General features: G+C 67.2%; 25 protein-coding genes. 5 read left to right on the top strand and 20 right to left on the bottom strand.

Annotated elements, in window-relative coordinates:
- The first annotated feature begins 34 nt into the window (after window positions 1-34).
- Complete coding sequence (locus tag NH8B_RS05740; protein ID WP_014086433.1) at window positions 35-907, top strand: serine hydrolase; 873 nt, start codon at window positions 35-37, stop codon at window positions 905-907.
- A gap of 51 nt (window positions 908-958) precedes the next feature.
- Here NH8B_RS05740 and NH8B_RS05735 read toward each other — a convergent pair whose 3' ends face one another.
- The gene (locus tag NH8B_RS05735; protein WP_014086432.1) at window positions 959-1,879 is read right to left on the bottom strand and encodes a LysR family transcriptional regulator; all 921 of its coding nucleotides are present in this window, start codon (window positions 1,877-1,879) and stop codon (window positions 959-961) included.
- Window positions 1,880-1,984: 105 nt separating this feature from the next.
- On the opposite strand from NH8B_RS05735, the gene NH8B_RS05730 reads away from it, so the two are divergent.
- On the top strand, window positions 1,985-2,998 hold the full coding sequence (locus NH8B_RS05730) for a zinc-binding alcohol dehydrogenase family protein (RefSeq protein ID WP_014086431.1): 1,014 nt from the start codon (window positions 1,985-1,987) through the stop codon (window positions 2,996-2,998).
- A gap of 78 nt (window positions 2,999-3,076) precedes the next feature.
- Window positions 3,077-3,715, top strand: coding sequence for a LysE family translocator (locus NH8B_RS05725; protein ID WP_014086430.1), 639 nt, complete (start codon window positions 3,077-3,079; stop codon window positions 3,713-3,715).
- Between the two features lie 119 nt (window positions 3,716-3,834).
- Here the strand turns inward: NH8B_RS05725 and NH8B_RS05720 are convergent, their stop codons facing one another.
- From NH8B_RS05720 to NH8B_RS05660, 13 genes are all read right to left on the bottom strand, one after another.
- The gene (locus NH8B_RS05720; RefSeq protein ID WP_014086429.1) at window positions 3,835-4,881 is read right to left on the bottom strand and encodes an ABC transporter ATP-binding protein; all 1,047 of its coding nucleotides are present in this window, start codon (window positions 4,879-4,881) and stop codon (window positions 3,835-3,837) included.
- A gap of 3 nt (window positions 4,882-4,884) precedes the next feature.
- Entirely contained in the window at window positions 4,885-6,495 is a 1,611-nt protein-coding gene (locus NH8B_RS05715; RefSeq protein WP_014086428.1) for an ABC transporter permease, read from the bottom strand.
- Window positions 6,496-6,635: 140 nt separating this feature from the next.
- Complete coding sequence (locus tag NH8B_RS05710) at window positions 6,636-7,628, bottom strand: Fe(3+) ABC transporter substrate-binding protein (protein WP_014086427.1); 993 nt, start codon at window positions 7,626-7,628, stop codon at window positions 6,636-6,638.
- Between the two features lie 455 nt (window positions 7,629-8,083).
- A complete protein-coding gene (locus NH8B_RS05705; RefSeq protein ID WP_014086426.1) occupies window positions 8,084-9,184 on the bottom strand; it encodes a 2Fe-2S iron-sulfur cluster-binding protein in 1,101 nt (366 codons plus the stop codon).
- 105 nt (window positions 9,185-9,289) lie between these two features.
- The gene (locus NH8B_RS05700) at window positions 9,290-10,927 is read right to left on the bottom strand and encodes an ethylbenzene dehydrogenase-related protein (RefSeq protein ID WP_232503533.1); all 1,638 of its coding nucleotides are present in this window, start codon (window positions 10,925-10,927) and stop codon (window positions 9,290-9,292) included.
- 669 nt (window positions 10,928-11,596) lie between these two features.
- Window positions 11,597-12,865 (bottom strand): flagellar assembly protein T N-terminal domain-containing protein, encoded by a 1,269-nt coding sequence (locus NH8B_RS05695; RefSeq protein WP_014086424.1) that lies wholly within the window; start codon window positions 12,863-12,865, stop codon window positions 11,597-11,599.
- Window positions 12,865-13,491, bottom strand: a complete 627-nt coding sequence (locus NH8B_RS05690; protein WP_014086423.1) for an LPP20 family lipoprotein — start codon at window positions 13,489-13,491, stop codon at window positions 12,865-12,867. The genes NH8B_RS05695 and NH8B_RS05690 overlap by 1 nt, the downstream gene beginning before the upstream one ends.
- Window positions 13,492-13,596: 105 nt before the next feature.
- Window positions 13,597-14,511, bottom strand: coding sequence for a GlxA family transcriptional regulator (locus tag NH8B_RS05685; protein WP_014086422.1), 915 nt, complete (start codon window positions 14,509-14,511; stop codon window positions 13,597-13,599).
- Window positions 14,504-15,409 (bottom strand): O-acetylserine/cysteine exporter, encoded by a 906-nt coding sequence (locus NH8B_RS05680; RefSeq protein WP_014086421.1) that lies wholly within the window; start codon window positions 15,407-15,409, stop codon window positions 14,504-14,506. Before NH8B_RS05680 ends, NH8B_RS05685 begins: the two co-directional genes overlap by 8 nt.
- 19 nt (window positions 15,410-15,428) lie before the next feature.
- Entirely contained in the window at window positions 15,429-15,878 is a 450-nt protein-coding gene (locus NH8B_RS05675; RefSeq protein WP_014086420.1) for a hypothetical protein, read from the bottom strand.
- Window positions 15,879-15,893: 15 nt separating this feature from the next.
- The gene (locus NH8B_RS05670) at window positions 15,894-16,202 is read right to left on the bottom strand and encodes a DUF1272 domain-containing protein (RefSeq protein ID WP_014086419.1); all 309 of its coding nucleotides are present in this window, start codon (window positions 16,200-16,202) and stop codon (window positions 15,894-15,896) included.
- 42 nt (window positions 16,203-16,244) lie between these two features.
- On the bottom strand, window positions 16,245-16,796 hold the full coding sequence (locus NH8B_RS05665) for an isochorismatase family protein (protein ID WP_014086418.1): 552 nt from the start codon (window positions 16,794-16,796) through the stop codon (window positions 16,245-16,247).
- A gap of 99 nt (window positions 16,797-16,895) precedes the next feature.
- Complete coding sequence (locus NH8B_RS05660; RefSeq protein ID WP_014086417.1) at window positions 16,896-17,507, bottom strand: LysE family translocator; 612 nt, start codon at window positions 17,505-17,507, stop codon at window positions 16,896-16,898.
- Window positions 17,508-17,676: 169 nt separating this feature from the next.
- On the opposite strand from NH8B_RS05660, the gene NH8B_RS05655 reads away from it, so the two are divergent.
- A complete protein-coding gene (locus NH8B_RS05655; protein WP_014086416.1) occupies window positions 17,677-19,122 on the top strand; it encodes an aminotransferase-like domain-containing protein in 1,446 nt (481 codons plus the stop codon).
- A gap of 8 nt (window positions 19,123-19,130) precedes the next feature.
- Here the strand turns inward: NH8B_RS05655 and NH8B_RS05650 are convergent, their stop codons facing one another.
- Window positions 19,131-20,162 carry a hypothetical protein gene (locus tag NH8B_RS05650; protein ID WP_014086415.1) on the bottom strand — a complete coding sequence of 344 codons (1,032 nt, stop codon included), beginning with the start codon at window positions 20,160-20,162 and terminating at the stop codon, window positions 19,131-19,133.
- Between the two features lie 125 nt (window positions 20,163-20,287).
- Complete coding sequence (locus tag NH8B_RS05645) at window positions 20,288-21,448, bottom strand: benzoate/H(+) symporter BenE family transporter (protein WP_014086414.1); 1,161 nt, start codon at window positions 21,446-21,448, stop codon at window positions 20,288-20,290.
- A 165-nt stretch (window positions 21,449-21,613) separates the two neighbouring features.
- On the opposite strand from NH8B_RS05645, the gene NH8B_RS05640 reads away from it, so the two are divergent.
- A complete protein-coding gene (locus tag NH8B_RS05640; protein ID WP_008955283.1) occupies window positions 21,614-22,006 on the top strand; it encodes a DUF4399 domain-containing protein in 393 nt (130 codons plus the stop codon).
- 450 nt (window positions 22,007-22,456) lie between these two features.
- Here NH8B_RS05640 and NH8B_RS05635 read toward each other — a convergent pair whose 3' ends face one another.
- From NH8B_RS05635 to gltX, 4 genes are all read right to left on the bottom strand, one after another.
- Window positions 22,457-23,011: a YIP1 family protein gene (locus NH8B_RS05635; RefSeq protein ID WP_232503532.1), complete on the bottom strand. Its 555-nt coding sequence runs from the start codon at window positions 23,009-23,011 to the stop codon at window positions 22,457-22,459.
- A gap of 103 nt (window positions 23,012-23,114) precedes the next feature.
- On the bottom strand, window positions 23,115-23,579 hold the full coding sequence (bfr, locus tag NH8B_RS05630; protein WP_008955285.1) for a bacterioferritin: 465 nt from the start codon (window positions 23,577-23,579) through the stop codon (window positions 23,115-23,117).
- Between the two features lie 194 nt (window positions 23,580-23,773).
- On the bottom strand, window positions 23,774-24,634 hold the full coding sequence (locus NH8B_RS05625) for a hypothetical protein (RefSeq protein ID WP_014086412.1): 861 nt from the start codon (window positions 24,632-24,634) through the stop codon (window positions 23,774-23,776).
- Between the two features lie 317 nt (window positions 24,635-24,951).
- Window positions 24,952-26,349: a glutamate--tRNA ligase gene (gltX, locus tag NH8B_RS05620; RefSeq protein WP_041702854.1), complete on the bottom strand. Its 1,398-nt coding sequence runs from the start codon at window positions 26,347-26,349 to the stop codon at window positions 24,952-24,954.
- Window positions 26,350-26,361: the final 12 nt, after the last annotated feature.

Here is a 26,361-nt window from a genome sequence, read left to right as displayed (position 1 = left end):
TCCACCCCCTTATGACGTACGGGAGCAGTTGATAATGTTAAGGAATTTTGCGGGTTGGCTGGTGGCCGCCGCTCTCGCCATGCCGCTTGCCGCCCACGCCGACAGCGCCGGGATTCGAGGCATTCAGGTCGCCGCCAACATGACCGGCGCGCCGCACCTGAATTCGCACACGGTGCTGGTGCTCAACGGCGCCAATGGCGAAGCCTTGTACCAGAAAAATACCGATCTGCCGCTGCCGTTCGCGTCGATCACCAAGCTGATGACGGCGATGGTCACGCTGGACGCCGGGCTGTCGATGGATGAGCCGATCACCATCACCGAGAATGAGATAGACCGGCTGAAGAACACCTCGTCGCGATTGTCCGTGGGCACCACTCTGCCGCGCCGCGAAATGCTGCTGCTGGCGCTGATGTCGTCGGAGAATCGTGCCGCTGCCGCGCTGGCGCGCACCTACCCCGGCGGCACCCAGGCCTTCGTCGCACAGATGAACCGCAAGGCGCGCGCGCTCGGCATGAACAACACAGTGTTCTACGACCCGACCGGGCTCGAGGTGCGCAACACGGCAACCGCCATGGACCTGGCGCGCATGGTCCGGGCCGCCAACGGCTACCCGCTGATCCGCACCTTCACCACCACGCAGGAGCATGAGGTGATGTCGGGTTCGCGCCGCATGCTGCATTACAAGAACAGCAACGCGCTGGTGCGCGAGGGCGACTGGGACATTTCGCTGCAGAAGACCGGCTATATCCAGGAGGCCGGGCGCTGCATGGTGCTGCAAACCACGGTCGGCTCGCAGCCGCTGATCATCGTGCTGCTGGCCGCCGGCGCGCCGTCGGCACGGGTCAGCGACGCCCGTGCGATCCGCAACTGGCTGGAACGCCATCCGGGCACCTGGCTCGCCGGCTGAACCCCGGCGCCAGGAAACAGGCAATGAAAAACGCGGCCATGGCCGCGTTTTTCATTGGGCGTCCAGTTGCTGGTCCCAGTACGGGGGATCACCGAAGGTCTGCAGCAGGAAGTCGATCAGGACGCGCACCTTGGGCGACAGGTGCCGCCGGCTCGGGTAGATGGCTAACACCTCTTGTGCCGGCAGCGCATAGCCGGGCAGCACTTGGCGCACCCGCCCGGCACGGAGGGCGTCGCTGACCGCCCAGGTGGAACGGATCGCGATGCCGCCGCCGGCGAGACAGGCCTCGCCCACGGCGTCGCCCAGATTGCTGACCAGGTTACCGCGCACCTCGACCTCGGAGGGCCCCTGCGGCCCGTCGAGCGACCAGACCTGGCTGCGCGTGCCCACCTCGTCCAGCAACAGGCAATTGTGCCGGGCCAGCTCGGCCGGGTGCCGCGGCTCGCCCTGCCGGGCCAGGTAGCCGGGGGCGGCGCACAGGATGCGCCGGTTGACGCACAGCGGGCGCGCCACCAGCCCCGGCTTGTCGGGCTGGCCGATGCGGATCGCCAGATCGAGAGCACCGTCGACCAGGTCGAGCACGGCATCGGTCAGCAGCAGGTGCACCTCGAGTTGCGGGTAGCGTTCGAGGAAGGCCGGCAGATGCGGCGCCAGGTGCTGGCGCCCGAACGAGGCCGAGGCGGTGACCTTGAGCACGCCGGAGGGCTGGTGCTGGCGCGCCATCAACAGGGCCTCGGTTTCGGCCAGCTCATCCAGAACCGCGCGGCCGCGCTGATAGTACAACTCGCCTTCCGGGGTCAGGGCCTGGCGCCGGGTGGTGCGCTGCAACAGCCGCACCCCGAGGCGCGCCTCGAGGTTGATCAGGCGCCGGCTGATGACGGCGCTGGACAGACGGAGGCGTTCGCCCGCCTTGACCAGGCTGCCTTGCTCGACCACGGCGCAGAAGATGTGCAGATCGCTGAGTGGCTCCATTCGCTTTGTTTTTTTGATAAATATTCAAAATACACCCTATTTATCAAAAAATCTGCCGATTTCACAATGGATGTACATCGTCATTTCTCCAGAAAGGCCTGCGCCATGAAAGCCGTCGCCCTCACCCGCTACCTGCCGATCGACCATCCGGAAGCCTTGCTCGACGTCGAGCTGCCACGCCCGCCAGCGCAGGGGCACGACCTGCTGGTGCGGGTCGAGGCCGTGTCGGTCAACCCGGTCGACACCAAGGTACGCTCGCCGAAGGACAAGGTGGAGTCCAGTCCGCGCGTGCTGGGCTGGGACGCGGCCGGCGTGGTCGAGGCCGTCGGCCCGGACGTCACCCTGTTTCAGCCCGGCGATGCGGTCTACTACGCCGGCGACATCACGCGCCAGGGCAGCAACAGCGAATACCAGCTGGTCGACGAGCGCATCGTCGGCCACAAGCCGGCCTCGCTCGACTTCGCCGCCGCCGCGGCCCTGCCGCTGACCGCGATCACCGCCTACGAGGGCCTGTTCGCTCGGCTCGGCCTCGATTCGAACGGTGCCGACGCCGGCAAGAGCCTGCTGGTGATCGGCGGCGCCGGCGGTGTCGGCTCGCTGGTGATCCAGTTTGCCAAGCTGGCCGGGCTGACGGTGATCGCCACGGCCGGTCGGCCCCACAGCGCCGACTGGTGCCGCCAGCTCGGCGCCGATCTGGTGCTCGATCGCCATCACCCCCTGATACCTGTGCTGACGCTGCACGGGCACCCCCAGGTCGACTACATCTTCAATGCCGCCGATACCGACGGCTACTGGGAGACGATGGGTGAGGCGATCCGGCCGCAGGGGCGCATCGTCACCATCGTCGAAAACCGTGGCCCCCTGGCGCAGGATCAGCTCAAGCTCAAGAGCGCAACGCACGTATGGGAGTTCATGTTCACCCGCCCGATGTACCGCACGCCCGACCAGATCGAGCAACACCACCTGCTGGAGACGGTAGCGGGCTGGATCGACAGCGGCCGGGTCAAGGGTACGCTGAGCGAGACGTGGTCGCCGATCAACGCCGAGAATCTGCGCCGGGCGCACCGCCTGCTGGAGTCCGGCAGCATGGTCGGCAAGCTGGTGCTGCAGAGCTGGTAGAATATCGTCATGGACGGCGGCGCGGCTTCGGCCAACCTGCGCCGCATCGACAACTGACCACGACAGGAGACCATGACGATGACCCTTACAACCTGGCTGCTCTACAGCACCGTGGCCCTGGCGACCGCCCTCAGCCCGGGGCCGGCGGTACTGCTGGCGATTTCCAACTCGCTGACCCTGGGCGCGCGACGCGCGCTGATCTGTTCGAGCGGCAACGTGCTCGGCGTGTTCGTCGTCTCGGGCACGGCGATGGCGGGACTGGGGCTGCTGCTGAAAAGCTCGGCAACATTGTTTCTGCTGCTCAAGGTATGCGGGGCGCTCTACCTGATCTATCTGGGGCTGCGCCAGTGGAAGAGCCGTGCCAATCTGTTCGCCCAGACCACTTCAGCGGCGGTGCCGGCCATGCAGTCGCCGCGTCAGCTGTTTCTGCGCGGGACCCTGGTGTCGATCACCAACCCCAAGAGCATCCTGTTCTTCACCGCGCTGTTCCCGCAGTTCATGCGTCCGGACCAGGCGGTAGCCGAGCAGTTCCTGGTGCTGACGGCGACCTTTGCTGCCTGCACCGTGTTGTCACACCTGAGCTATGTGCTGCTGGCGCGTTCGCTGAAGGGCTGGTTCACCACCGATGGGCGCGCCCGGCTGTTCAACCGGGTGTGCGGTGGCGCCTTCATGCTGCTGGGGATCGGCGTGTTCCGGCTGAAGAACCAGGCCAGCTAGACTGGCCCGGCGAATAAGGAAAGGTTGGCCGAACGCTATTCCCCGCGTTCGGCCAACCTTGTTACCCACGCCTACCCATGCCGATGCGCCGAAGACGCGGCCTGCGCCTGTTCGTCGCCTCAGCCGTGGCGGAAGGCGATCAGGTGGTCCAGCTCGAGGCGGATGCCGATTGCCTCGCCCACGGCGTGGTTGTGATGGCTCGGCACCTGCGCCAGCACGCGCTGGCCGGACGGCAGCGTCAGGGTGTAGTGGAACTCGGCGCCGCGGAACACCTTGGATTCGACGATGGCGGTCATCGGGCTGGCATCGTCATGCTGCACATCGTCGGGACGCAGCAGTACGTCCACCCGGTCGTTCACTGCGAAACCCAGCGGCAGCATCCCGCAAAATTCGCCGATCTCCAGGCTGATGCATTGCGGCCCGCTGACGCGACCGGGCAGGAACACGCCCTGGCCGATGAAGTCGGCAACGTAGCGCGTGGCCGGCTGGTGGTAGAGCCGGTACGGCGTGTCCCACTGCAGCAGGCGTCCGCCCTGCATCACCCCGACCCGGTCGGCCATGGCGAACGCTTCGTTCTGGTCGTGCGTGACCAGGATGGCGGTGGTGTTTTCGTGTTTCAGGATGTCGCGCACCTCGCGTGACAGGCGCTCGCGCAGGTCGACGTCGAGGTTGGAAAACGGCTCGTCCATCAGCAACAGGCGCGGCCGCGGCGCCAGGGCGCGCGCCAGCGCCACGCGCTGCTGCTGGCCGCCGGACAACTCGTGCGGGTAGGACTGGGCCAGACCGGCGAGGCCGACCACCCCGAGCATTTCGGTCACCCGTGCCGCGCGCTCGCCACGCCCGAGCGCGCGCAGGCCGAAGCCGACGTTGCCGGCCACGGTCAGGTGCGGGAACAAGGCGTAATCCTGGAACACCATGCCGATCGCGCGCTTGTGCGCCGGGCACAGGTAATCGCGGCGGCTGATGGCGCGGCCATCAAGACGGATTTCACCGTCATTCACCGGCTCGAAACCGGCGATGCAGCGCAGCACCGTGGTCTTGCCGCAGCCCGAGCTGCCCACCAGGCAGGCGATCTCGCCCTTCTGCAGCGCAAAGCTCATCGCCTCGACCACCGTGGTGGCGCCGTAGGCCTGGCTGACGGTATCCAATTCAAGCAAGGCAGTCATGATTCAGAGCGGGTCTTTCTGACGGGACAGCAAGATGACCGGCACCAGGCCGGCCAGCACGATGGCGACGGCCGGCAGCGCGGCATGCTCCCACTGACCTTCGGTGGTAAAGGAGAACACCCGGACGGCCAGGGTGTCCCAATCGAACGGACGGGTCATCAGCGTGATCGGCATTTCCTTCATCACGTCGACAAACACCATCAGCACGGCAGTAAACAGGCTGCCCTTCAACAACGGCAGGTGCACGTGGCGCAGCAGCCCCCAGCCGGCGTAGCCAAGGTTGCGCGCCGCTTCTTCCTGGCTGCGGGTGATGCGCCCCATTGCGCTATCGATGGCGGAATGGCCCACCGCCAGGAAGCGCGACACATAGGCCAGCAGCATCACCAGCAGCGTGCCCTTGAAGATGGCGGTGACGTCGGGACCGAGCGCGCCGCCGAACCAGCGCAAGAGCAGGTTGTCGAGCCAGGCGACCGGCACGAACACCCCCACCGCCAGCACCGTGCCGGGCACGGCGTAGCCCAGCGTGGCCAGTTTGGCCAACAGCCGCGTGGCGGGGTGCGGGTCGCGCCGCTGGGCGTAGGCCAGCGCCAGCGCCACCACGGCCACCGCCACGGCCGCCATCAGCGACAGCGCCACCGAACGCAGCGCGTAGCCCAGCAAGTCGGCGTTGAACTCCTCCGCCGCCAGTTGCCACGCCCACCACACCAGTTGGCCGAACGGCAGCACAAAGGCCAAGAGCAGCACCAGCCCCGCCCACAGCGTCGCGGCCCAGCACTGCCAGCCGGTCAGCCGCAAACGCGGCGACGGTGCGGCACGGCCGGTCTGGGTATAGGCGCGCCGACCGCGCGCACGCTGCTCCAGCCACACCAGCACGAACACCATCAGCACCAGCAGCGACGCCAGCTGCTTGGCTGCCGGCAGCGAGAACAGGCTGAACCAGGCCTTGTAGATGGCCGAGGTGAAGGTGTCGTAATTGAAGATGGCGACGGTGCCGAAGTCGGCCAGGGTTTCCATCAGCGCCAGCGTCACGCCGCCGATGATCCACGGCCGCGCCATCGGCAGCGCCACGTGCCAGAAACCCTTGACGCGCGACAGCCCGAACGATTGCCCCACCTCCAGCGCGCGCCGCCCCATGCTGGCGAAGGCGTTGCGCGCGAGCAGGTAGACGTAGGGGTAGAACGCCAAGGTCATGACCAGCGCCACACCGCCGCTGGAACGCAGCGACGGCACCCAGCTGGAATCGCCGGTGGCGGCGCGCAGCCAGCTTTGCAGCGGGCCGGTGAAGTCGAACAGCCCCAGCTGGGAAAACGCCATGACGTAGGCCGGCATGGCCAAGGGCAGCATCAGCGCCCAGTTGAAGAAGCGACGGCCGGGAAACTCGTAGAGCGCGGTGAGCCAGGCCAGCGGCACGCCGACCAGCAGCACCCCGCTGCCGACGCCCAGTACCAGCCAGAAGGTGTTGCGCAGCAGTTCCGGCAACAGGTGGTTCTGCAGGTGAGCCCAGACCGCCCCGTCCGGGACCGCCAGCGCCGCCAGGATGACCGAGAGCGGAATGACGGTGACGAGGCTGACCAGGGCCGCCACGGGGCGCCAGCGGCGCGCGGAAGACAGCATGGATTGGTTCAGGAAATGATAAGGATTTGCAATTATCCCGCGAAAGCCCCACGCGGGACACCCGGCACGGCACGCCGCGCCCAAAAGGCAAAAACCGGCGGGAAACCCCGCCGGTTTGGCAAGCGGACCGCCGCCGGCGCTTATTTGTAGCCGACCCGGTCCATCAGCATCACCGCCTCGGCCTGGCGCGCCCCGGCGTTGGAGACGTTGATCAGGTTGTGCTTGAAGGCGCCCCAGGCGGCCACTTTCGGGTCCGGCTTCACTTTCGGGTTGACCGGGAACTCCATGTCGACGTCGGCGAACAGGTTCTGCGCCTTGTCGGACGACAGCCACTCGATGAACCTGACCGCACCGCGCTCGTTCTTGGCGTACTTCGCCACCCCGGCGCCGGAGATGTTGACGTGGGTGCCCTTGCCCTTCTGGTTGGCCCAGAAGATGCCGACCGGCAGATTGGGATTCTTGTTCATCAGGCGGCCGTAGTAATAGGTATTGGCGAGGCCGACCTCGCACTGCCCTGCGGCGATCGCCTCCAGCATCTTGGTATCGTCCGCGAACACGTCGGTGGCCAGATTGTCGACCCAGCCGCGCACGATCTTCTCGGTCTTGACCGGACCATGCTCGCTCAGCAGCATCGCCACCAGCGACTGGTTGTAGACCTTCTTCGAGGTGCGCAGGCACAGCTTGCCCTTCCACTTCGGATCGGCCAGGTCCTCGTAGCTGGAAAGCTGGGCCGGCTGCACTTTCTGGGTGTTGTAGAACAGGGTGCGGGCACGGATCGACAGGCCGAACCATTCGTTCTTCGGGTCGCGCAGGTGGGCCGGGATGTTGGCCTCCAGCACCTTGGAGCTGACCGGCTTGAGCAGCCCCATCTTCGACGCTTGCCACAGGTTGCCGGCGTCCACCGTCAGCAGGATGTCCGCCGGGCTATTGCTGCCTTCGGCACGCAGGCGCTCCATCAGCGGGCCTTCCTTGTCGGACACCAGCTTCACGTCGACACCGGTTTCCTTCTTGTAGGCCTCGATCAGCGGCTTCACCAGTTGCTCAGCACGCGCGCTGTAAACCACGATTTCTTCCGCCATCGCCGAACCGGCAAACGCCGCCAGCACCGCGGCAAACATCAGCTGCTTTTTCAAAATCAGGCTCCTGCTCCGAGGGTTTTATTGAGAATAAATATCATTAGCCACTATATCACAATAGGAATGATTATCAAGCCGGCATGAATCAGGTTTCAGTTTGAAACAAATCAAACGCCCGGCAACAGTACCGCTCCATGGCCTGGCGGGAGCCCACAAGGAGTCAACCGGCCGCCTACGGCGCCGGGCGATGAAATCACCATCCAGCGCGACGTGTAGCAGGTTCGATACAAATCAGGCACCGACAGGGCCAGGCCTCGCAGAGAGGGAGAGCGCCGGGTCATTCCATGCCATGTCGACCAGTCGGGAGCAACGCCAGCAGTTGAGTGGGATTCCAGCCGAGGTCTCGCACGGTCCTTATACGGCGGTCCGGGGAGGCGCTTAATTTTTTGATGGAACACCGGCGACTTGACGGCCGCAACCGAGCCGAGGCGCTATGCTCTCTAAGAGCTTGATCACCCCTTCTGCGTTGCCAAGCCTGGTAGCTCGAACGGCGGGCGGCGCCAGCGCCCGACAAAGCGGCGCAGCCAACTGGTGCATGCCCCGTCGAGCTTGTGGTCGGCGGCATCCGAGAACGGGTCGGTGTGCAGATCCCGTGCGGCGAGCCCCAGTTCGCGCGCGGTGACGGCGACCGCCTCGACCATCTTCGGCGGGCCCGCGATGTAAAGCTTGGCGCCGGCAAGACTGGGCCAGTCCTGTTCGAGGCTTGCGGTCACGCGCTGGTAGCGGCGCGGCAACGGCCCCTGCTCCGACGGCTCGGCACGTGACAGCGCACAGTCCACGCGCAGGTTTGGGTACTGGCGCGCGAGCGCGGCAAGTTCGGCTTCCCAGTACACATCCGCTTCCACGCGTGCCGCGTAGTACAGGTGCACGTGGCGGTGCGCGTTCGCGGCGAGCGCGGCGCCGATGATGGACAACACCGGTGCCAGCCCGGTACCGCCGCCGATGGCAACAATCGGGCCGTCGTGGTTCTGGCGCCAGTAGCCGTGGCCGTGCGGGCCGTCGACCGTGACCTCACTGCCGACCAGGTTGTCACGGCTCACGTAGCGGGAGGTTTTGCCCCCTTCCACCAAGCGGACGTGGAATTCCAGCTCGTCGGCGCCGGGTAGCGAGGCAACCGAGTACGCGCGCTGCGGCAGGTTGTCGAATTTCAGATAGAAGAACTGCCCGGCAAGGTAGTGCACCGGTTTGGCAGGCTTCACCCGCAGCACCACCACGTCGCCCTGACGGTGTTGCCGGGAGACGACCCAGCCACGCTGGCGCCGCGCCGCGGGCAACGCGACCAGTTCGTCCAGCGCCTCGATGCGCAGGTCGCTCTTGGGCGTGCAGCGGCAGGCGAGTACGTAGCCGTCGGCACGCTCGGTGGCGGAGAGGATGCCGGCGGGGGCGCTGTCGTGCGCGACCTCGCCACACAGCACCCGGCCCTTGCACGCGCCGCAGTCACCGCTGGCGCAGGAGTAGGGAAACGGCACCCCATGGGCAATCATGGTTTCCAGTACGGTTTCGCCGCCGTTCTCCAGCGGGATGGGCCAGTCCTTGAGTTCGATACGGGCCATGCTCGGCTTTCCTGATGATGGCGGCAGCCTGCCGCCGTGATGAGGTTTCGGAGGTTGTCGGCCCCGCCATCGCTCACGCTGGCCGGCGACGGAGCCGGGGCGGGGTTAGTGGGGCAGCCGCAGGCGCACTGGCAGAATGTGCCAGCTGTGGCGGGTCTGGTTATGGTTGAACGCCGCGAACCACAGGTAGACGCCGTCCTTGATCGCCACATCCTGCGCATCCGGGGCATCAAGCTTGCGAGAGAACTCCACTGTCCAGCGGCCGTTCTGCCAGTAGCCACGCGCCGCGACGTCACCCGCCGGGCCACTCATCGGCTTCGTCCAGTACAGCGCGGGGATCAGGGTGCCCACCGGAATCTTGTCGTCCAGCGCCTTGGAATAGGGCACGATCTCGTCAGGCCCCATGTTGAATTCGGAGCCGTGCGACTCGTAGGGCGACTGGCTGGTGCCGAGGCGGGCCTGCAGCTTGGCCAAATCCCTGGGGAGGTACTTGGGCGTGACGCTCCGGCTCGGCCAGTTGACCGACCAGCCGTGCGGACCTTTGGCGAAGTTGTCCTGATAGCCGCTGTCCTTGTCCTTCTTGTCGCTCGCGTAGCCGGCCGGGTAGCGCACCTCATGCTTGACCGGGTCGTAAGGCACCGGGGGGCCGAACAGCGAGTCTTCCGCCTGGCCGGTGGCACCGGTGCGGCTGGCTTTCCAGTGCCACAGGTCAACCACGCTACCGTCGTCGGTGAAGTGATAACCACGGCCCTGTAGTGGCTTCTTGACGCCCGGCAACGGATCCGGACCGAAGTGCCAACCGCCGCCGAAGGGGCTCTGCTTCGGGCTGATCGCGATCGCGAACTTGTCCTCGTAGTAGTCGATGGTGTCGGCGCCGTCGTAGGTATGGCGCGGGTCGTCACCAATCATCCGGACCCAGCCCTGCGCCGTCTTCTTCAGCGGCAGGCGCATGTAGGAGCGCGTGTCGTCCGGCCAGGAGGTGGCGATGTAGATGCGGTCGCCGTGAACGGCGGCACGCACCTCGATCGGGGTTTCGCCGCCGGCCACGTTCCAGCCGTGCGAGGTGTAGACCATCTGTTTCTGTGCGTTCTGCCACACGGCGTCGTCAAGCTTGCCGTCGACTAGCGGCGCGGTGTCGGCCTTGGCGGCGACCAGGTCTCGCGTCGCGCTCCAGTCGAGGGCGGCGAAGCCCAGTGCGCCGGAGACCCCCGCCACGCCCATCACTGCGCCGGCTTGCAGCAGGTCGAACCGCGGGATGAATATCTTCAGTAACTGCCAGATGCCACCCATCACGAACTGGGCGATCACGTGGATCAGCATGTAGGCGACCAGCGCCCAACTGGTGATCTCGTGCACGTAGCCGACCAGTTCCAGCCAGCCGAAGAACGGCAGGAAGTACAGCCAGATGCCGGACAGGACGGCAACCACAAAGGTGGTCAGGCCCAGCCAGTACACCGCACGGTTGATCGCCTGCCAGCGCGCCGCCTTGACGGGTGCCTTGAGCATCACCTTGGATACTTTCCAGCGCGCAGCCAGCCTGGCCTTGACCAGGAAGGCGATGTAGCCGGCGACAAGGCCGGTCAGAGCGATCGACGCCCACACGTGCCAGCGCACTACGTCGCCTTGCAGCATGATGGGCTCCAGCGCAGCACGCCAGCCACCCTTGGCGTGGTCGAAAGCGAAGCGCAGGCCGGTCACTAGGGCGAAGCCCATGAAGAACAGCAGCAAGGTATGCCAGGCCATGGTTGGAAAGTCGGCCTTGCGGTTGGCCTTAGCGATTGCTCGATGCGGCAATGGAGCCGTCATTGTTATTTCTCCCAAGTTGTTGCAAGCCGGCTGCGATACCGCGGCACGGCCGTGTGTAGTGCGCGGCATTCTACATGATAATCGATATCATTCGTATTGATATCAATGAAGATAAGGCGTGGTGTTGCAGCGCTGCCATGCCCCTTAAGGGGGAGCTGTACGGCATGGAGACATGGGAGGGAGCGATTCCGGCAACCCCGGCGCGGGGTATCGGCCTTGGGAAGTGCCGCGAGCAAAAACGGCCCGGGCGCAGAGGCCTGAAGCCGTTTTATGTCGGGTTTGAGGTGAGCATCGGTGCAATGTGGCCGGAAATGCGGCCACGGATCAGTGAGTCTTGCGGGCCATCACCCCGATGGCCCAAGGCTCGCGAGGCAGGCTGTTGGCATGGCACCCAACGGTCGTCCGCTATGAAACGTCGTGACGATTCTCGACAGTGCTTCGCAAGTGGGAGAGAAGTTGCCGCCGTCCGTCTTGGCGGCGCTCGACCGGCGGCTGATCCGGGCCATCGAGCCGCTCGCCGACCATAACCGCAGGTACGGCCCTCGGCAGGTCGGCGTCGGCGGCGGCACCGGGCTCGTGCTCCCGTCGCCGGATGACGGGGTGGTTTCAGCGTGGCGGGAGGAAGCGCAGGTAATCGCCCTCTTCCACCGCGAGACGGGCGTTTTGCACGACGCCGATCGACAGCCCCGGCTGCACCTGGGTCAGCACCACGGTGCCGGACAGCGCTTCGGCGATGCCCAGTTCGCCGGTCGAGCCGGCGCTGCGCAACGGACTGGCCGGCTGCGGCTTGTAGAGCATCAGGCGATCGCCCACGGCGAGGCCGGCCAGGCCGCCGGCGTTGAGGTAGACGCGCTTGCCGGCGTCGACCCGCGCCACGCGCGCCGTGAACGGGATGCAGGCGACGGTGTCGGCGGTCTGCTGCACGGCCCGTTCCAGCAGCTTGTCCACCGCGTGCCCGTAGTCGCTGCGCCAGAACGCGGTGGAACCGAACGGGCGCGGCGCCGGTGGCGCCACCTGGCCGGTGCCGCTGGTGCTGAGATGGTGATTGGCAAGCAGGCCGCCGGTGAGGGCATCGTAGACCCAGACCTCGACGTCGAACTGGCGCACCGTGGGGCGGTAGCGTACCGCGCCGCCCAGCAAGCCGGAAAGTGGCCCGTTGTAGAACACGCCCTGTTCGCCTCCGTGGTCGCCGTCGAACAGCGAGGCGCGCAGCCCCTTGGCGGCGACCGCGGTATCCAGCACGCGCCCGGCGATCACGAACTGCGCTCCCTCGCGCCGCCCGATCTCGCGCACGGTGTCGGCACCGGCCTGCGGCTCGGCCAGGCGCGGATCGGCCAACACCGAGACCTGGCCCGCGGCGCTGGCGAGGAACGGCCCGCCCACCTGCAGGCGCCGCGCCAGTTCGACCGGCAGCTGGGTGGCCAGCTCCGGCATGTCCGAGGCGTCGGCGGGGTGCTCGACGTTGAAATAGGTGGCGACCACGCGCCGCTTCAGCTCTCTGCCGCCGGACGGGGCACAGCGTTGCGGGGCGGCACGCATGGCGTCGGTGTCGACCTCGACCTCGACGTAGTAGAGATCGTCACGCTGGTATTCGCGCAGTACCGTCACTTTTCCCGACAGCGGCGCGGCAGTGAGCCGGGTGCTGTCGCCGAGCTGGCCGTTGTCGGCGTATTCGGTCGACTGCACGCTGGCGCCCTGCGTCAAGGCGGCCTGGCGCACGGCGTCCTGGATGGCCAGTTCGCGCGCCGCCGGCACGCCGTTGTCGAGCGTGGCCATGCCGGTGCCCAGCAGCTTGGCCGCACCGGCGGGCGCCAGCGGCAAAACAAATGCCGCCACGAGGGCGGCAAGGCGGCAGGTGCGGCGCAGCGGCTTCATCACTGCGCTACATAAAAGTTGCTGTCGTATCGGCTGGCACCGCAGTTGCCGTCGGTGCAGGCGACACCGTCGACCGCGCTTTGCTGCGCCGCCTTCATCACGCTACCGCTGCGGTCCAGCGCCTTCTTGTATTCGCGGTAGAAATCGTTGTCGAGCACGATCTCGGCCACCGCCTCGGTGGTGCCGTCCGGCGCCATGGTGTTGGAGAGGACCTTGACGCCGCGCAGGTAGGCGTCGACGTAGGTGCGGAAGGCGTCGTTGGTGGCCAGCATGTTGGACACCGAGCTGTTGCCGACCAGCTTCATGCCCTGCACTTCTTCGGCGACGGCGCGGAAGGCGTCGAGCTTGGCGGCGCGCAGCCCCAGCAGCTTGCGCTGCGACGGGCTCAGGGTGGTGCCGAGCGGCGCGGCGCCGACGCCGGTGACGCGGATGGTGACCGGCTGGTAGGGGTTCACTTCCTTCACCACGACCTTGGGCGCTTCCGGCTCGATGCCGGCCCCGACGTAACCGGCCCCGCTGATCGGATCGCTGCCGGCGGCGGCGGTCGTCTGGCGCGGCGCGGCACAGGCACTCAGGGCGAGCGCCAGGGTCAACACGGAGAGGGGGAGCAGCGAGGCAGGTTTCATGGCAATTACCGAAGATTATTTTGACCGGATGGTATGAATCAACGTCATGAAGCGTCAACCGGTTTATCGGCGCTGCGGCAAAAAACTTGAGCCGGCAGTGCGGTTTTACGCCCCGTGCCGCTCGGCCCGCCCCAGCTGGCGCGCCGACGAGAAGCCGGCCGACAGCGCCGCCTTCTCGCGCGACAGCCCGGCGGCGAGCCATTGCCGTGCCCGCGCCAGCCGGATCTGCTGCTGATAGTCGTGCACCGACACCCCGGCGTGCTGGCGGAACAGCCGCGCCAGGTGGCGCGGGCTGACGTGCACTGCTTCGGCCAACGTTTCCACGCTCCAGGCCTGCTCCGGCTCGCCGGCGATCAGGTCCTGGGCGCGGTGCACCGCCGGGTGCAGGTGGTTGCGGTGGCTAAGCCAGGGCGACAGCTCCGGATCCTGCGGCGAGCGGCGGAAGTACACCACCATGTGGCGCGCCACGTCGCGTGCCAGCGCCGGGCTGGCGAGACGGGCGATCAGATGCAGCGCGAGGTCGATGCCGGCGGTGACCCCGGCGCTGCTGAACACCGGGCCGTCCTCGACGAACACGCGGTTCTCGCGCACTTTGGCGCTGGCGTCGAACTGGCGCAGGTGTTCGAGGTGGACGTGGTGGGTGGTGCAGTCGCGCCCGGCGAGCAGGCCGGCGCGCGCCGCCAGCAAGGCGCCGGAGCACACCGTCGCCAGCAGGTGGCGGTGCGGATCCACATGGGTGGCAAGCCAGCGCGCCATCTGGCGTGCCTCGTCGCAGTCGTACACCTCGGCCGAGCCGGTCACGCCGGGGATCACCAGCAGCGTGCCGTCGGCCAGCGTCTCCGGCAGCGGTTCGATGCCGCCCAGCGGCAGGCCGAGCGAGGAGGTAACGCTGCCGCCGACGCCGAGGTAGCGCAAGGCGAACTCGGCGCCGAACTGGTTGGCGATGCGGAACGCCTCGGCCGGGCCGGCCAGGTCGAGCAGCAGGAAGCCCGGCGTCAGCAGGAAACAGACCTCACGCACCGGCAGCCTCCCGCTGGCGCCAGTAGTCCCGCAGGCGCTCGCCCAGCACGTTGATCACCAGCCCGCCCAACAGCAGCAGGCTGCCGACCGCCTGCCCGGCACTCAAGCGCTCGCCCAGCAGCAGGCTGGCGGCGATCAGCCCCACCACCGGCACCAGCAGCGAGAACGGCGCGACCTTGTTGGCGGCGTGGCGCGCCAGCAGCCGGCTCCACAGACCGTAGCCGAACAGCGTGGCGACGAAGGCGAGATAGGCCACCGCCAGCAGGGACGACAGCGAAAAATGGCCGAGCGCGGCGGCGATGCGCTCGCCGCCTTCCAGCCAGAACGACAGCAGCAGGAACGGCACGGGCGGCACCAGGCTCGACCACACCACCAGGCCGAGCGGCTCGACGCGGTAGCCGGCGCGGCCGATCAGGCGCACCACCACGTTGGACGCGGCCCAGCTCAATGCCGCCGCCACGGTCAGGGCGAAGCCGATCAGCGTCATGTTGCCGCCCTTGCCCACGCCGATCAGTGCCAGCCCGGCCAGCGCGCACAACAGGCCGACCAACTGCGCCGCCTTCCAGCGCTCGCCCAGCACCAGCGAGGCCAACAGCAGCGTGAAGAAGGCCTGCGCCTGCAGCACCACCGAGGCGAGGCCGGCCGGCATGCCGAGCTTGATGGCGGAGAACAGCAGGCCGAACTGGCCGACGCCGACGGTCAGCGCGTAGGCCGCCAGCCAGCGCCACGGCACCGCCGGGCGGCGCACCAGCAGCACCGCCGGCAACGCCGCCAGCGTGAAGCGCAGCGCGCCCAGGAGCAGCGGCGGCACGTCGGCCACGCCCCACTTGATCACCACGAAATTGACGCCCCACACCAGCACGATGGCCAGCGCCTGGGCGATATCGGTCAACGGCATGTCGCCTCCAGTCGATTGATTACAGGGTATCGGCGAGATACCCGTCCATGTCCGGCGCGTCGCTCAGCAGATGGCGCACGCAGGCCTCGCGCTCGTGCCAGATCACCTGCATATCCCACACGCAGAACGACTCGGCACGCGCCGTACGCCAGCCGTTCTCGTCGCGCACCCAGACGCGGATCAAGCATTCATTTTCGTTATCCCAATAGACTAACACCAGATAGTCCATGCCGCGCCCGGCATGGCGGATCAGCGCGCCGACGCCGGGACGCTGTGCCGTCAGCGCCGGCTGCGGCAGCCCGGCCAGCGCGCCGTCCACCCCGGCGGCGAAGCGGGCCTCGTCGAGCGGCAGACTGTCATAGGCGATATCGTACAGCTTGAGGCGCCAACCGCCCGGCGCCGCCAGCACGCCACGGGCGGCCAACGGCCGGGGTTGGTAAGGCGTTGGCCGAAACAGGTCCTGAATCATGATGGGACTCTCCCTCTAGCGCTGCTCGGGCGGCAGCGCACGGATCGACGCGACGAAGGCCGCGTGGGCCGCGACGTCGACCGGGCGGTAAACCACCCGCTCGCCCGCGGGGTAGTTGCCGAGGTGGTTGCCACGCCCCCAGTCCCGTGCCGGGCGGATCGGCCGGGGCGCGAAGCCGCCGCCGCAGTTCGGGCAGACATTGCCCAGCACCTCGTCGACGCAGCGGGCACAGAAGGTGCATTCGAAGCTGCAGATGCGCGCCTCGGGCGAGTCGGGCGGCAGCGCGGTGTTGCAGTGTTCACAGCTCGGTCTGAGTTCCAGCATGGTGTTGGCTCCGTATCTTGGCTCCGTATCGGGGGATCGGGCTCACAGCGCCGCCAGCGCGTCGTCGACGCTGGCGATGCGGGCAAAGCGGCCGGCGAGCACCAGCTCGGTCTTGTCGCGGATCTCGGCGGCGCTGTAGCGGCGGCCGCTGACCAGGTGCGTCATGGCGAAGGTCAGGGTGGCGTCGGTGACGAAATCCACCTGGTAGCCGAGATCGGACGCCACGCGGGTGGTGGTCTCGCAGCACTGTTCGGTGCGGATGCCGCTGATCACCAGCCGGGTGATACCGCGCTCGTCCAGCCACTCCTTCAGGCCGGAGCCGATGAGGGCGTTGTGCACGTGCTTGACGAAGGTCACGGCGGGCGTGTGAGTCAGCCAGTCTAGCGGCGTGACCAGGCCGGACGCAGCGGAGAACGGGCCGTCGCCGTCTTCGTGCAGGATGTTGACCACCGGCACGCCGCGTGCCTCGGCACCGGCGATCAGCGCCTGCAGGTGATGGCGGAACGCCGGCAATTCGGCATCGTCCCAGTACGGGCGGTGCAGGAAGGATTGCTGGACGTCGATCACCAGCAGGGCGGTCTTCGGCTTGCTCATGGGTTTGGGCTCCTGTAGGAAACAGCCCTCAGCATAGCCATCGCCCGGCCTTGCCACGAGGCCGCCGACGGACAACACCCTGCCAAAAACGGACATCGTTCACAGCAGGCCGGCGTGGCGGATCTCGTCGCCCAGCAGCCACAGCGCGGTGCCGGCCATCAGCACCGCCATGACGGTGTTGAACGCCTGCCGTGCACGCTCGCCGTCCAGCCAGCGGCGCAGCCGGTCGCCGGTCCAGGCCCACACCCCGATGCAGGGCAGGTTCACCAGCGCGCAGGCCAGGCTCAGCAGCGCCGCCGTCCACAGCACCTGGCCGGCCTGTGGCGCGAACAGGATGGAGGTGTTGATCACCATCACCCAGGCCTTGGGGTTGAGCCACTGGAACAGCGCGGCGCCCAGGAAGCCCAGCGGCCGGGCCTCGCTATCGGCCTCGGGACGGCCGGCGCGCAGGATGCACCAGGACAGCCACAGCAGGTAGAGGCAGCCGGCCACGCCGAGCGGCAGGCGCAACGACCCCAGGCCGTTCAGCACGTAGGCCAGCAAGGCGGCGGTGATAAACAGCTGCAGCGCCACGCCCAGGCTGATGCCGAGCATGTGCGGCACGGTGCGACGAAAGCCGAAATTGACGCCGGAGGCGGCCAGCATCAGGTTGTTGGGGCCGGGGGTGATCGACATCACGGCGAAATAGGTCAGCAAGGGCAGTTCGAGCATGGCGGCGCTCCTTCATTGAGTGGGTCTGTCTGTCCACCATGCTAATGAGTCGCCGCACCTTGATACAGTCGCAACAATGGCAAATTGTCATGGTGACAGTTTCTTCTTCCATCACTCTGTCACCTTCGCCTATCATGGGCTCTGTCACCGTCTACGACCCTGCCCCGCCATGGAAACACTCGCTTCGGCCAACCTCACCCTGTACCAGCAACTGGCGGAAGACCTGTCGCTGGCGATCAGCCGCGGCACGCTGCCGCCCGGCTCGCGCCTGCCGTCGGTGCGACGCACCGCCGAGAGCCGCCGTCTCAGCCTCAATACCGTGGTGGCGGCCTACCGCGTGCTGGAGGACCGCGGCCTGATCGAGGCGCGGCCGCAGTCGGGCTACTACGTGCGCTCGCGCCTGCCGCTGCCGGCGCGCCGCGCCGCGCAGGCCGCCGGTCCGGCGCGCGGCACCGACGGCGCGGTGCTGGACCTGATCGGCGCCTCGCTCAAGGCGCAGCAGACCCCCGGCTACATCGACATGGCGCTGGCCTGCCCGCACGGCGGCGAGTTCTACCCCGGCGCCAAGCTGGCACGGCTGATGGGCCAGCTGTTGCGCAAGAACCCCGGCCTGGTCAGCACCTACGCGCTGCCGCCCGGCTCGGAGCGGCTGCGCACCCAGATCGCCCGGCGCGGGCTGGAGCTGGGCATGGCGCTGCAGCCGGACGACATCGTCCTCACCCACGGCTGCATGGAGGCGCTGCAACTGGCGCTGCGCGCCATCACGCGCCACGGCGACACCGTCGGCATCGAATCCCCCACCTACTTCAACTTGCTGCCGCTGTTCGCCAGCCTGGGGCTGAAGGCGGTGGAAATCCCCACCGACCCGCAGCAGGGGCTGTCGCTGGATGCGCTGGAACGGCTGCTGGCCGAGGGCCGCCTCAACGCCGTGATCGCCATGCCCAACGTGCACAACCCGCTGGGCTCGACCATGCCGCTGGAGAACAAAAAACGGCTGGCGGCGCTGGCGAACCAGCACCGCGTGCCGCTGATCGAGGACGCGCTGTACGCCGAGTTGCAGTTCGCCGACTCGCTGCAGCCGGCGGTCAAGGCCTTCGACCGCGACGGCTGGGTGATCGTGTGCGCCAGCTACACCAAGACGCTGGCACCGGATTTCCGCGTCGGCTGGTTGGAAGGCGGCCGCTTCACCGAGGCCATCCGCAAGCTGAAGTTCGCCACCTCGATCGCCGAGCCGCTGGTATTGAGCGAGACGCTGGGGCTGTTCCTGGAATCGGGCGGCTACGACCATCACCTGCGCGCGCTCAAGCGCCGCTACGCCGTGCACGTCGACAAGGTGCGCGCGCTGATCGCCGACCACTTCCCCGCCGGCACCCGCGCCACCCGGCCCTCCGGCGGCTTCCTGCTGTGGGTGGAATTGCCCGAGCCGTGCGACACGGTGGCGCTGTTCCACGCCGCCATCGCCGAGCGCATCAGCATCTCGCCCGGCCCGCTGTACTCGCCCAGCGGGCGCTACCGCAACGCGCTGCGGCTGTCGTGCTGCCAGCCGCTGGACGAGCGCTTCCTGGCGGCGCTGGTGCGGCTGGGCGAACTGGCGCGACAGCAGGCCGCCGGCTAGGACGCGCCTCAGCCGCGCCGCTCGATCAGCTCGCGCAAGGGCCGCGGCAGGGGCTGGCGCAGCCACTGGCTGATCGCCGCCTCGTGGCGCTGCCAGACGATGCCGAGCGCCACCACGCCCAGGCCGAGCAGGGTCAGCGCGAACGGGAACAGCAGGCTGTCCTTGAACACGTCGTAGGCCAGGTGGCCGAGGTAGCCCGCCGTGCCGAGCGCGCCGTACACCACGAACACCCGGCGCGACAGCACCGCGCCCACCACGATCATCCCCAGGTTGACGCACAGGTAGAAGAACTTGCCCAGCTCGCTGTCCGAACGCAGCAGCGACAGGCCACACCAGAACGCCATCACGCCGAACAGGTAGAGCCAGAAGGCGAAGTCCTGGTCGCGGCGGCTGCGGATATCCACCCACAGCGCCAGCAGCACCACGGCCAGGCCGAACCACAGCGACACCAGCTTGCGCAATTCCCAGCCCACGTCCGGGTCGCCGGCCAGGAACGGCGTCAAGTCCATGCTCATGTACCACAGCGTGACGGCGACGGGCATCACCAGGAACGGCAGGCGGTAGCGCCACAGGGCAATGGCGCCGACGGCGAGCGTGGCCAATTCCATCATGAGCCAGCGCCCGTCGATGAACACGTGGTAGTCGCGGTAAGTGAACGGTCCGGCCCACCAGCCCAGCAGCTGCTGCAGGCCGTACACGGCGAGCGGCGTGAGCACCACCACGAAGGTGGCGGTGATGCCGGCCGGAATCGGCAGCCGCCGGCGCAGCAGCCACTCGGTGAGCGCGACGCCGGCCACGGCGTACACCAGGCAGATCAGCAGCAAGCCGCCGCCGCCGAAGCGCTCCCAGCCCAGGGTCATGAACAGGCTCATGGCGCCGATCGCGATCAACCCGCCCAGGTAATAGAGGATATGGACGAAACGGAAGCTCGGCGTGTCGTGGCCGCTCTCCGCCAGGAACTGCCACAGTCCCTCCGCCTGCTGCGCGCTGATCACGCCGCGCGTCACCGCCTGGTCCAAGCGCTCACGATCCAATTCCATGCCCACTCCCCCGTTCGGCAGCCGGCCCGCACGGCCGGCCTTGCAAGCACTATAGCCAAGCCGGCGAAGTGCGCTCCTTGAGCGCCCTCTTCGGCCAACGTTGGCCGAAGCACGCAACCCGGCCGTCAGCCGCGCCGCGCGTTCAGCACCAGCAAGGCCAGCGTGCCGCCCACCAGCCCCCAGAACGCCGAGCCGACGCCGAACAGCGTCACCCCGGAGGCGGTGATCAGGAAGGTGATCAGCGCCGGCTCGCGCTCGGCGTCGTCCCTCATCGCCGTGGTCAGGCCGCCGGCGATGGTGCCGAACAGCGCCAGCCCGGCGATGGCCAGCACCAGTTCCTTGGGAAAGGCCGCGAACAGCGCGCCGACGGTGGCGCCAAACACGCCGAGCAGCAGGTAGATGGCGCCGGCCGCCACACTGGCGAGGTAGCGCCGCGCCGGGTCCTCGTGCGCCTCGCGGCTCATGCACAAGGCGGCGGTGATCGCCGCCAAATTGACGGCAAAACAGCCGAACGGCGCCAGCACCAGGTTGACCAGCCCGGTGCCAGTCATCAGCACCGAGATCGGCGGACGATAGCCGGCCGAGTGCAGCACCGCCACGCCCGGCACGTTCTGTGAGGCCATGGTCACCACGAACAGCGGCAGCCCCACGCCGAGCAGCACGCCGGGCGAGAACACCGGCGTGGTCCACAGCGGCGTCGCCAACGCCAAGGCCACGCCGCCCAGATGCAGGCCGCCCTGCCCCGCCGCGATCAGCCCACCCAGCAACAGCACCAGCACCACCGCGTAGCGCGGCAGCAGACGCTTGAGCACCAGGTAGGCGACGAACATCGGCAGCACCAGCGTCAGGTTGGCCTGCATCGCGCCGAACACGTTCATGCCGAACTTCACCAGGATGCCCGCCAGCATCGCCGCCGCCATCGGCAGCGGGATGCGACTGATGGCGCGCTCGAACAGCCCGGTGACGCCGGACAGCGTGATCAGCCCGGCGGAAAACACGAAGGCGCCGATCGCCTCCGGCAGGCTCACCCCGGACAGGCTGGTGATCAACAGCGCCGCGCCCGGCGTCGACCACGCCGTCACAACCGGCACCTTGTAGCGCAGCGACAGGCCGATGCAGGTCAGCCCCATCGCCAGCCCCAGCGCCATCAGCCACGAGCTGATTTCGGCGGGGTTGGCGCCGGCACTGCGGGCGGCCTCGAACACGATGGCGGCGGAGCTGGTATACCCCACCAGCACGGTCACGAAACCGGCGGTGAGCGCGGGAAGGTCTTGGCGGGTCAGCATGGTGGCATCAGAAACAGGAAAAACGCCCAGCCTGCCGTGCCGGCGTCATGTTGTCCAGCCCGAACAGGCACTCCGCGCGGAGGGTAGCCAGAACGGCCAACGTTGCCTCAACCAGCATCCTGGCATACAACGAAACGTTACCCACCCTCCGTAACGGACCCCACCATGAAGAAAATCCTGTTGGCCCTGAGCCTGTCCCTCGCCGCCGCCACGGCGCTGGCCGCGGAACGCGTCTACTTCGTCGAACCGGCCGATGGCGCGGCCGTGAAGAGCCCGTTCAAGGTACGCTTCGGCGTCGAAGGCATGGCGATTGCTCCCGCCGGCGACATGAAACCCGGCACCGGCCATCACCACCTGATCATCGACGGCAGCCCCGTGCCCCTGAACGAAGTGGTCGCCACCGACGACAGCCACCGCCATTTCGGCAAGGGCCAGACCGAGACCGAGCTGACGCTGCCGCCAGGCGAGCACACCCTGACGCTGCAGTTCGCTAACGGCGCGCATCAATCGTTCGGCCCGGCGATGAGCAGCAGCATCAAGGTACGAGTTGTCCCCTGAGAACCTGCTCGCGCTCTTTTTACGCGCTGCGCGGGGCCGGCACATGGCCAGATACGAGGCGGACGAGGCGGCTTTGGCACTCCAAGACCAAGTCGACCAACCACGCCGATGGCCGTTTACCGGCCCCGCCCCCGCTCGCGTCCCCCGCAGCGGGAGCCCCCTCCGCCCTCCTCTCGCCCCGTCGGCATTGCCCACGCGCCCGCTTCGGCCAACGTTGGCCGAAGACACCTCCAGGTGGCATGTTCCAACGGCCGGCTTAACCAACGCCGCCGGGACAACACAGAACGAAGCTGCACCTGGCAAGAAAATGGCGGAAACCCCCTGCCGGGCCTTCCGCCTTGCGCTTCCTGCCGTGACATTGTTCCGAGACTCCGGCCGCCCATGACAAAAGGCCAGGGACGTCCCGACGTCCCTGGCCCTTAATCCGTTGCCGCTCGGAACGCTAGCGCGTCACAGCAGCGGCACCACCAGAATCGCCACCACTAGCGCCCAGATCAGCGCCCCGAACGAGAAGATGGTGTAGGCACGCGACAGCGTGGTCACCGACTCGTCATGCTGGAACCAGCCGTCCAGGCCGTGATAGATCAGTCCGCCGGAAGCCAGCAGGCCCAGCAGGGCGACCACCACGTTGAGCGCCGGCGACGGCACGAACAGCGACAGCGACGACAGCCAGATGGGGATCGGCGCATACGCCGCGAGACGGAAGCCGTCGCGGTACTCGAGCGGGTGGTCCCGGCTTTCCACCGACTGGATCAGCCAGCCCATGGCAAACACGCAGCCCCACTCCACCACCAGGAACACCAGCGAAATCCACACCCAGTTCATCAGCGTGGTATCCGGGGCGTACACCGCGCGGTGCCAGGTGGCGGCGTAGAGGATCATCGCCACCGGCAGCAGCGACAACGGCAGCACCACCTTGAAAAAGGTTGCCATCACGGAAGGGTGTTGCCTGGCCAGCTCCGGCCAGCCCTCATGCGACGACCAGATCATTTTGGGAGCATTCATCAGGTTCACGGCATTCCCTCCGGGTGACAAAAAACTGCACGCATTACTTTAAAGCTAATGCAGCAGGTCACAAATTCAAGCTCGACTCCGGGAATGCCGCGCCCTAGGTCTGCGACTGCAGATAGTTGGGCAGGCCGATCAGCTTGATCAGCCCCAGCTGCTGCTCCAGCCAATGGGCATGATCCTCCTCGGTGTCGTCCAGCTGGGCCTCCAGCAACTCGCGGCTGACGTAGTCGCCCTCCTGTTCGCACACGGCAATCGCCGCGCGCAGCAAGGCCACCGTGTCGTACTCCAGCTTGAGGTCGTTGGCCAGCATGCTCTCGACGTCCTTGCCGATGTTGAGCTTGCCGGGGCTCATGGCCGGGGTGCCTTCGAGAAACAGGATACGGTTGATCAGCCCGGCCGCGTGCCCGGTCTCCTCTTCCATTTCGTGGTTCAGCCGCTCGAACAGCTTGCCGAACCCCCAGTCGTGGTACATGCGCGAGTGGATGAAATACTGGTCGCGCGCCGTGAGTTCACCGGCCAGCTGCTTGTTGAGCGCCGCGATAACGGCCTTGTTGCCTTTCATGGTCGGTCTCCTGAGGTGAGGGAATTCCACCTGCCGCAAGGCGCACCGGCCCCCGCGCTCCGGGCGGAGGCAATCCCGTTACCGAAAACGGCACGCAGCGGGCAACGGCAGCAGGCGGCGCGCACGCAACCGCCTACCAAGGAGTCGGCACGCCACAGCCCTCCCCCGGAGCGGCGGAAATTCAGCATGCCGGTCTAGTCATGATGCTCAAAACGGTGGTCACAGCTCGGACACTTGGCCGCGGCTTCCACCGTCCAGAACACGTGCGTCACCGTCTTCGAGCCGTCCGCGTTGTAGCGCTCGTACAGCGAGCTGCGGCCGTTCACCGACTGGCGCACCAAGGCCCCCCAGCTGCGCGGGTCGTCGGTGATATCGACCCCCGCCGAGGCCGCCGTGGTCGCGGCGACGGTGCTCGTGCTGTCCAGATGAGCGTAGACGATGTTCAACTCTTCGAAGTCATGGGCATTGGGGTGCGTGCTCAGCGTGCTGCCGGCGTTGCTGCCGGTGTTGGAGAAGTAGTCCATGCAGGTGTTCAGCGAGCTGCCGTCGGTGGACTGGTGGTCGAGACCGAAGGTATGCGCCGTCTCCTGGCAGATCACGTGCAGCTTCTCGTTGGGATTGTTGTAGGTCGCCAGGTTGAAGTACGAGTCGTTCATCTTGGCGGTGCCCTGGGTGATGTGGGTGCCGCCGGTGATGTTGATCGAGGCCAGCCCGAGCCAGCCGTTGTAACCGTACTTGCCGTTGCACACCTGGGTGGTGCCGCTGACCATCGAGCACCGTTTCGTCGACTGTCCGGCAACGACGGCGGTGAGCAGCGGGGTCGAACTCGCCCCGAAGCTGGTCGGGCTGTTCCAGTCGCTGGAGGCCTGATGGAGATAACTCACCCAGTCCGCCGCGGTCAGGTTGTTGCCGAGCGACAAGGTGAACTGGGCGCTCGTGCGCGCCCAGTGGTAGCCGCCCCAGGAGTGGGTCGCCATGGCGGCCCCCGGCAGCGCCGCCAATGCCGACCCCATGGCCAGCCACAGCAGCGAACGTCGATACATCGCGTCGAACATGGTGCTCCCCCGATGGTTTCAGCGACAGCGGCCGGCCCCGTTACCGGGGCGCCGGGCTGGCGCGCATTCTTCCCGGCAAGCCGCCCCGCCGCCGTCGCGGCGATCTCGGCTCTCCATGTTCAATAGTTATAGTGGGGTGCCTGCAAAATCCAAACTGCAAGTGCATGCCGTGACACGATGCGGCCGTTTCTCTCTTCCTGGCGCGAGACAGGGCCGCCGCGTGCGTACCCCGGAATGAAAAACCCCCGCCCTCCTCTCGGAGCGGCGGGGGTCATCGTCGTTCGCCTTCGGCCAACCTTGGCCGAGGCGTCAACGCATCAGGCCTGAGCCTGGCCCATGCGGCGCAGCACTTCGTCCTTGCCGATCAGCGCCAGCACAGCGTCGACCGACGGCGTCTGCGTGGTGCCGCACACCAGCACGCGCAACGGCATGCCGAGCTGGCCCATCTTGATGCCTTCGGCGGTGCAGAACGGCTTGAACAGGTGGTGGATCGTCTCGGCGTTCCATTCGGTCAGCGCGGCGAGCTGCTCGGCGAAACGCGCCATGCGCGCCTTGCTGTCGTCGGCCAGGTGCTTCTCGACGTCGGCGGCGGCCGGCTCGCGCGTCTTGTAGAAGTAATCGCACTCGGCGGCCAGCGCGTTGAGATCCTGCACCCGCTCCTTGACCAGCGCGATGACGTCGCTCAGGCACGGGCCGCTGGACGGATCGATGCCGGCCTCGGCCAGTTTCGGGGCGATCAGTTGCGCCAGGCGCAGGTTGTCGGCGGCCTTGATGTGCTGGGCGTTGAGCCACAGGAACTTCTCGTTGTTGAAGCGGCTGGCCGAGGGGCTGACGTCCTTCAGGTCGAACCATTCGACAAACTGTTCCAGGGAGAAGAACTCGTCGTCGCCATGGCCCCAGCCGAGGCGCGCCAGGTAGTTGAGCAGCGCTTCCGGCAGGATGCCCTTGGCGGCGTAGTCGACCACGCTCACCGCGTCGCGGCGCTTCGACATCTTCTGGCCGTCCTCGTTGAGGATCATCGGCAGATGGCCGTACACCGGCAGCGGCGCGTTAAGCGCCTGCAGGATGTTGATCTGGCGCGGGGTGTTGTTGACGTGGTCATCGCCGCGGATGACGTGGGTGATGTTCATGTCCCAGTCGTCCACCACCACGCAGAAGTTGTAGGTCGGGCTGCCGTCCGGACGGGCGATGATCAGGTCGTCCAGTTCCTCGTTCTGGAATTCGATGCGGCCCTTGACTGCGTCGTCCCACGCCACGCTACCACTCAACGGGGTCTTGAAGCGCACCACCGGCGGCACCCCCTCCGGCGGTGCCGGCAGGGTCTTGCCTTGCTCCGGGCGCCAGCGGCGGTCATAGCGCGGCTTTTCCCCCTTGGCTTCCTGCTCGGCGCGCAGGGCGTCCAGCTCATCCTTGCTGCAGTAGCAGTAATAGGCATGGCCGGAAGCCAGCAATTGCTGGATCACGTCCTTGTAGCGGTCGAAACGCTGGGTCTGGTAGAACGGGCCTTCGTCGTAATCGAGACCAACCCAGTGCATGCCGTCCAGGATGGCCTTCACCGATTCCGGCGTGGAGCGTTCGAGATCGGTGTCTTCGATGCGCAGCACGAAGGTGCCTTGGTTCTTGCGGGCATAGGCCCAGGAAAACAGCGCGGTGCGCACGCCGCCGATGTGCAGGAAGCCGGTCGGGCTGGGGGCGAAACGGGTACGGATCATGATGGCCAGGGTCTG

The sequence above is a fragment of the Pseudogulbenkiania sp. NH8B genome (assembly GCF_000283535.1).
Classification (GTDB): domain Bacteria; phylum Pseudomonadota; class Gammaproteobacteria; order Burkholderiales; family Chromobacteriaceae; genus Pseudogulbenkiania; species Pseudogulbenkiania ferrooxidans.
This window is presented reverse-complemented; position numbering and strand designations above follow the sequence as displayed.

Bases quoted from the DNA above. Each gene is read 5' to 3' on its own strand.
- NH8B_RS05675 (WP_014086420.1), bottom strand. From the start codon at position 15,878: ATGATTCAGGACCTGTTTCGGCCAACGCCTTACCAACCCCGGCCGTTG.
- NH8B_RS05635 (WP_232503532.1), bottom strand. From the start codon at position 23,011: ATGAATGCTCCCAAAATGATCTGGTCGTCGCATGAGGGCTGGCCGGAG.
- NH8B_RS05625 (WP_014086412.1), bottom strand. From the start codon at position 24,634: ATGTTCGACGCGATGTATCGACGTTCGCTGCTGTGGCTGGCCATGGGG.
- NH8B_RS05705 (WP_014086426.1), bottom strand. From the start codon at position 9,184: ATGGCCCGTATCGAACTCAAGGACTGGCCCATCCCGCTGGAGAACGGC.
- NH8B_RS05640 (WP_008955283.1), top strand. From the start codon at position 21,614: ATGAAGAAAATCCTGTTGGCCCTGAGCCTGTCCCTCGCCGCCGCCACG.
- NH8B_RS05655 (WP_014086416.1), top strand. From the start codon at position 17,677: ATGGAAACACTCGCTTCGGCCAACCTCACCCTGTACCAGCAACTGGCG.
- NH8B_RS05670 (WP_014086419.1), bottom strand. From the start codon at position 16,202: ATGCTGGAACTCAGACCGAGCTGTGAACACTGCAACACCGCGCTGCCG.
- NH8B_RS05725 (WP_014086430.1), top strand. From the start codon at position 3,077: ATGACCCTTACAACCTGGCTGCTCTACAGCACCGTGGCCCTGGCGACC.
- NH8B_RS05660 (WP_014086417.1), bottom strand. From the start codon at position 17,507: ATGCTCGAACTGCCCTTGCTGACCTATTTCGCCGTGATGTCGATCACC.
- NH8B_RS05740 (WP_014086433.1), top strand. From the start codon at position 35: ATGTTAAGGAATTTTGCGGGTTGGCTGGTGGCCGCCGCTCTCGCCATG.
- NH8B_RS05715 (WP_014086428.1), bottom strand. From the start codon at position 6,495: ATGCTGTCTTCCGCGCGCCGCTGGCGCCCCGTGGCGGCCCTGGTCAGC.
- NH8B_RS05650 (WP_014086415.1), bottom strand. From the start codon at position 20,162: ATGGAATTGGATCGTGAGCGCTTGGACCAGGCGGTGACGCGCGGCGTG.
- NH8B_RS05665 (WP_014086418.1), bottom strand. From the start codon at position 16,796: ATGAGCAAGCCGAAGACCGCCCTGCTGGTGATCGACGTCCAGCAATCC.
- NH8B_RS05690 (WP_014086423.1), bottom strand. From the start codon at position 13,491: ATGAAACCTGCCTCGCTGCTCCCCCTCTCCGTGTTGACCCTGGCGCTC.
- NH8B_RS05720 (WP_014086429.1), bottom strand. From the start codon at position 4,881: ATGACTGCCTTGCTTGAATTGGATACCGTCAGCCAGGCCTACGGCGCC.
- NH8B_RS05695 (WP_014086424.1), bottom strand. From the start codon at position 12,865: ATGAAGCCGCTGCGCCGCACCTGCCGCCTTGCCGCCCTCGTGGCGGCA.
- NH8B_RS05730 (WP_014086431.1), top strand. From the start codon at position 1,985: ATGAAAGCCGTCGCCCTCACCCGCTACCTGCCGATCGACCATCCGGAA.
- NH8B_RS05680 (WP_014086421.1), bottom strand. From the start codon at position 15,409: ATGCCGTTGACCGATATCGCCCAGGCGCTGGCCATCGTGCTGGTGTGG.
- NH8B_RS05735 (WP_014086432.1), bottom strand. From the start codon at position 1,879: ATGGAGCCACTCAGCGATCTGCACATCTTCTGCGCCGTGGTCGAGCAA.
- bfr (WP_008955285.1), bottom strand. From the start codon at position 23,579: ATGAAAGGCAACAAGGCCGTTATCGCGGCGCTCAACAAGCAGCTGGCC.
- NH8B_RS05645 (WP_014086414.1), bottom strand. From the start codon at position 21,448: ATGCTGACCCGCCAAGACCTTCCCGCGCTCACCGCCGGTTTCGTGACC.
- NH8B_RS05700 (WP_232503533.1), bottom strand. From the start codon at position 10,927: ATGGCCTGGCATACCTTGCTGCTGTTCTTCATGGGCTTCGCCCTAGTG.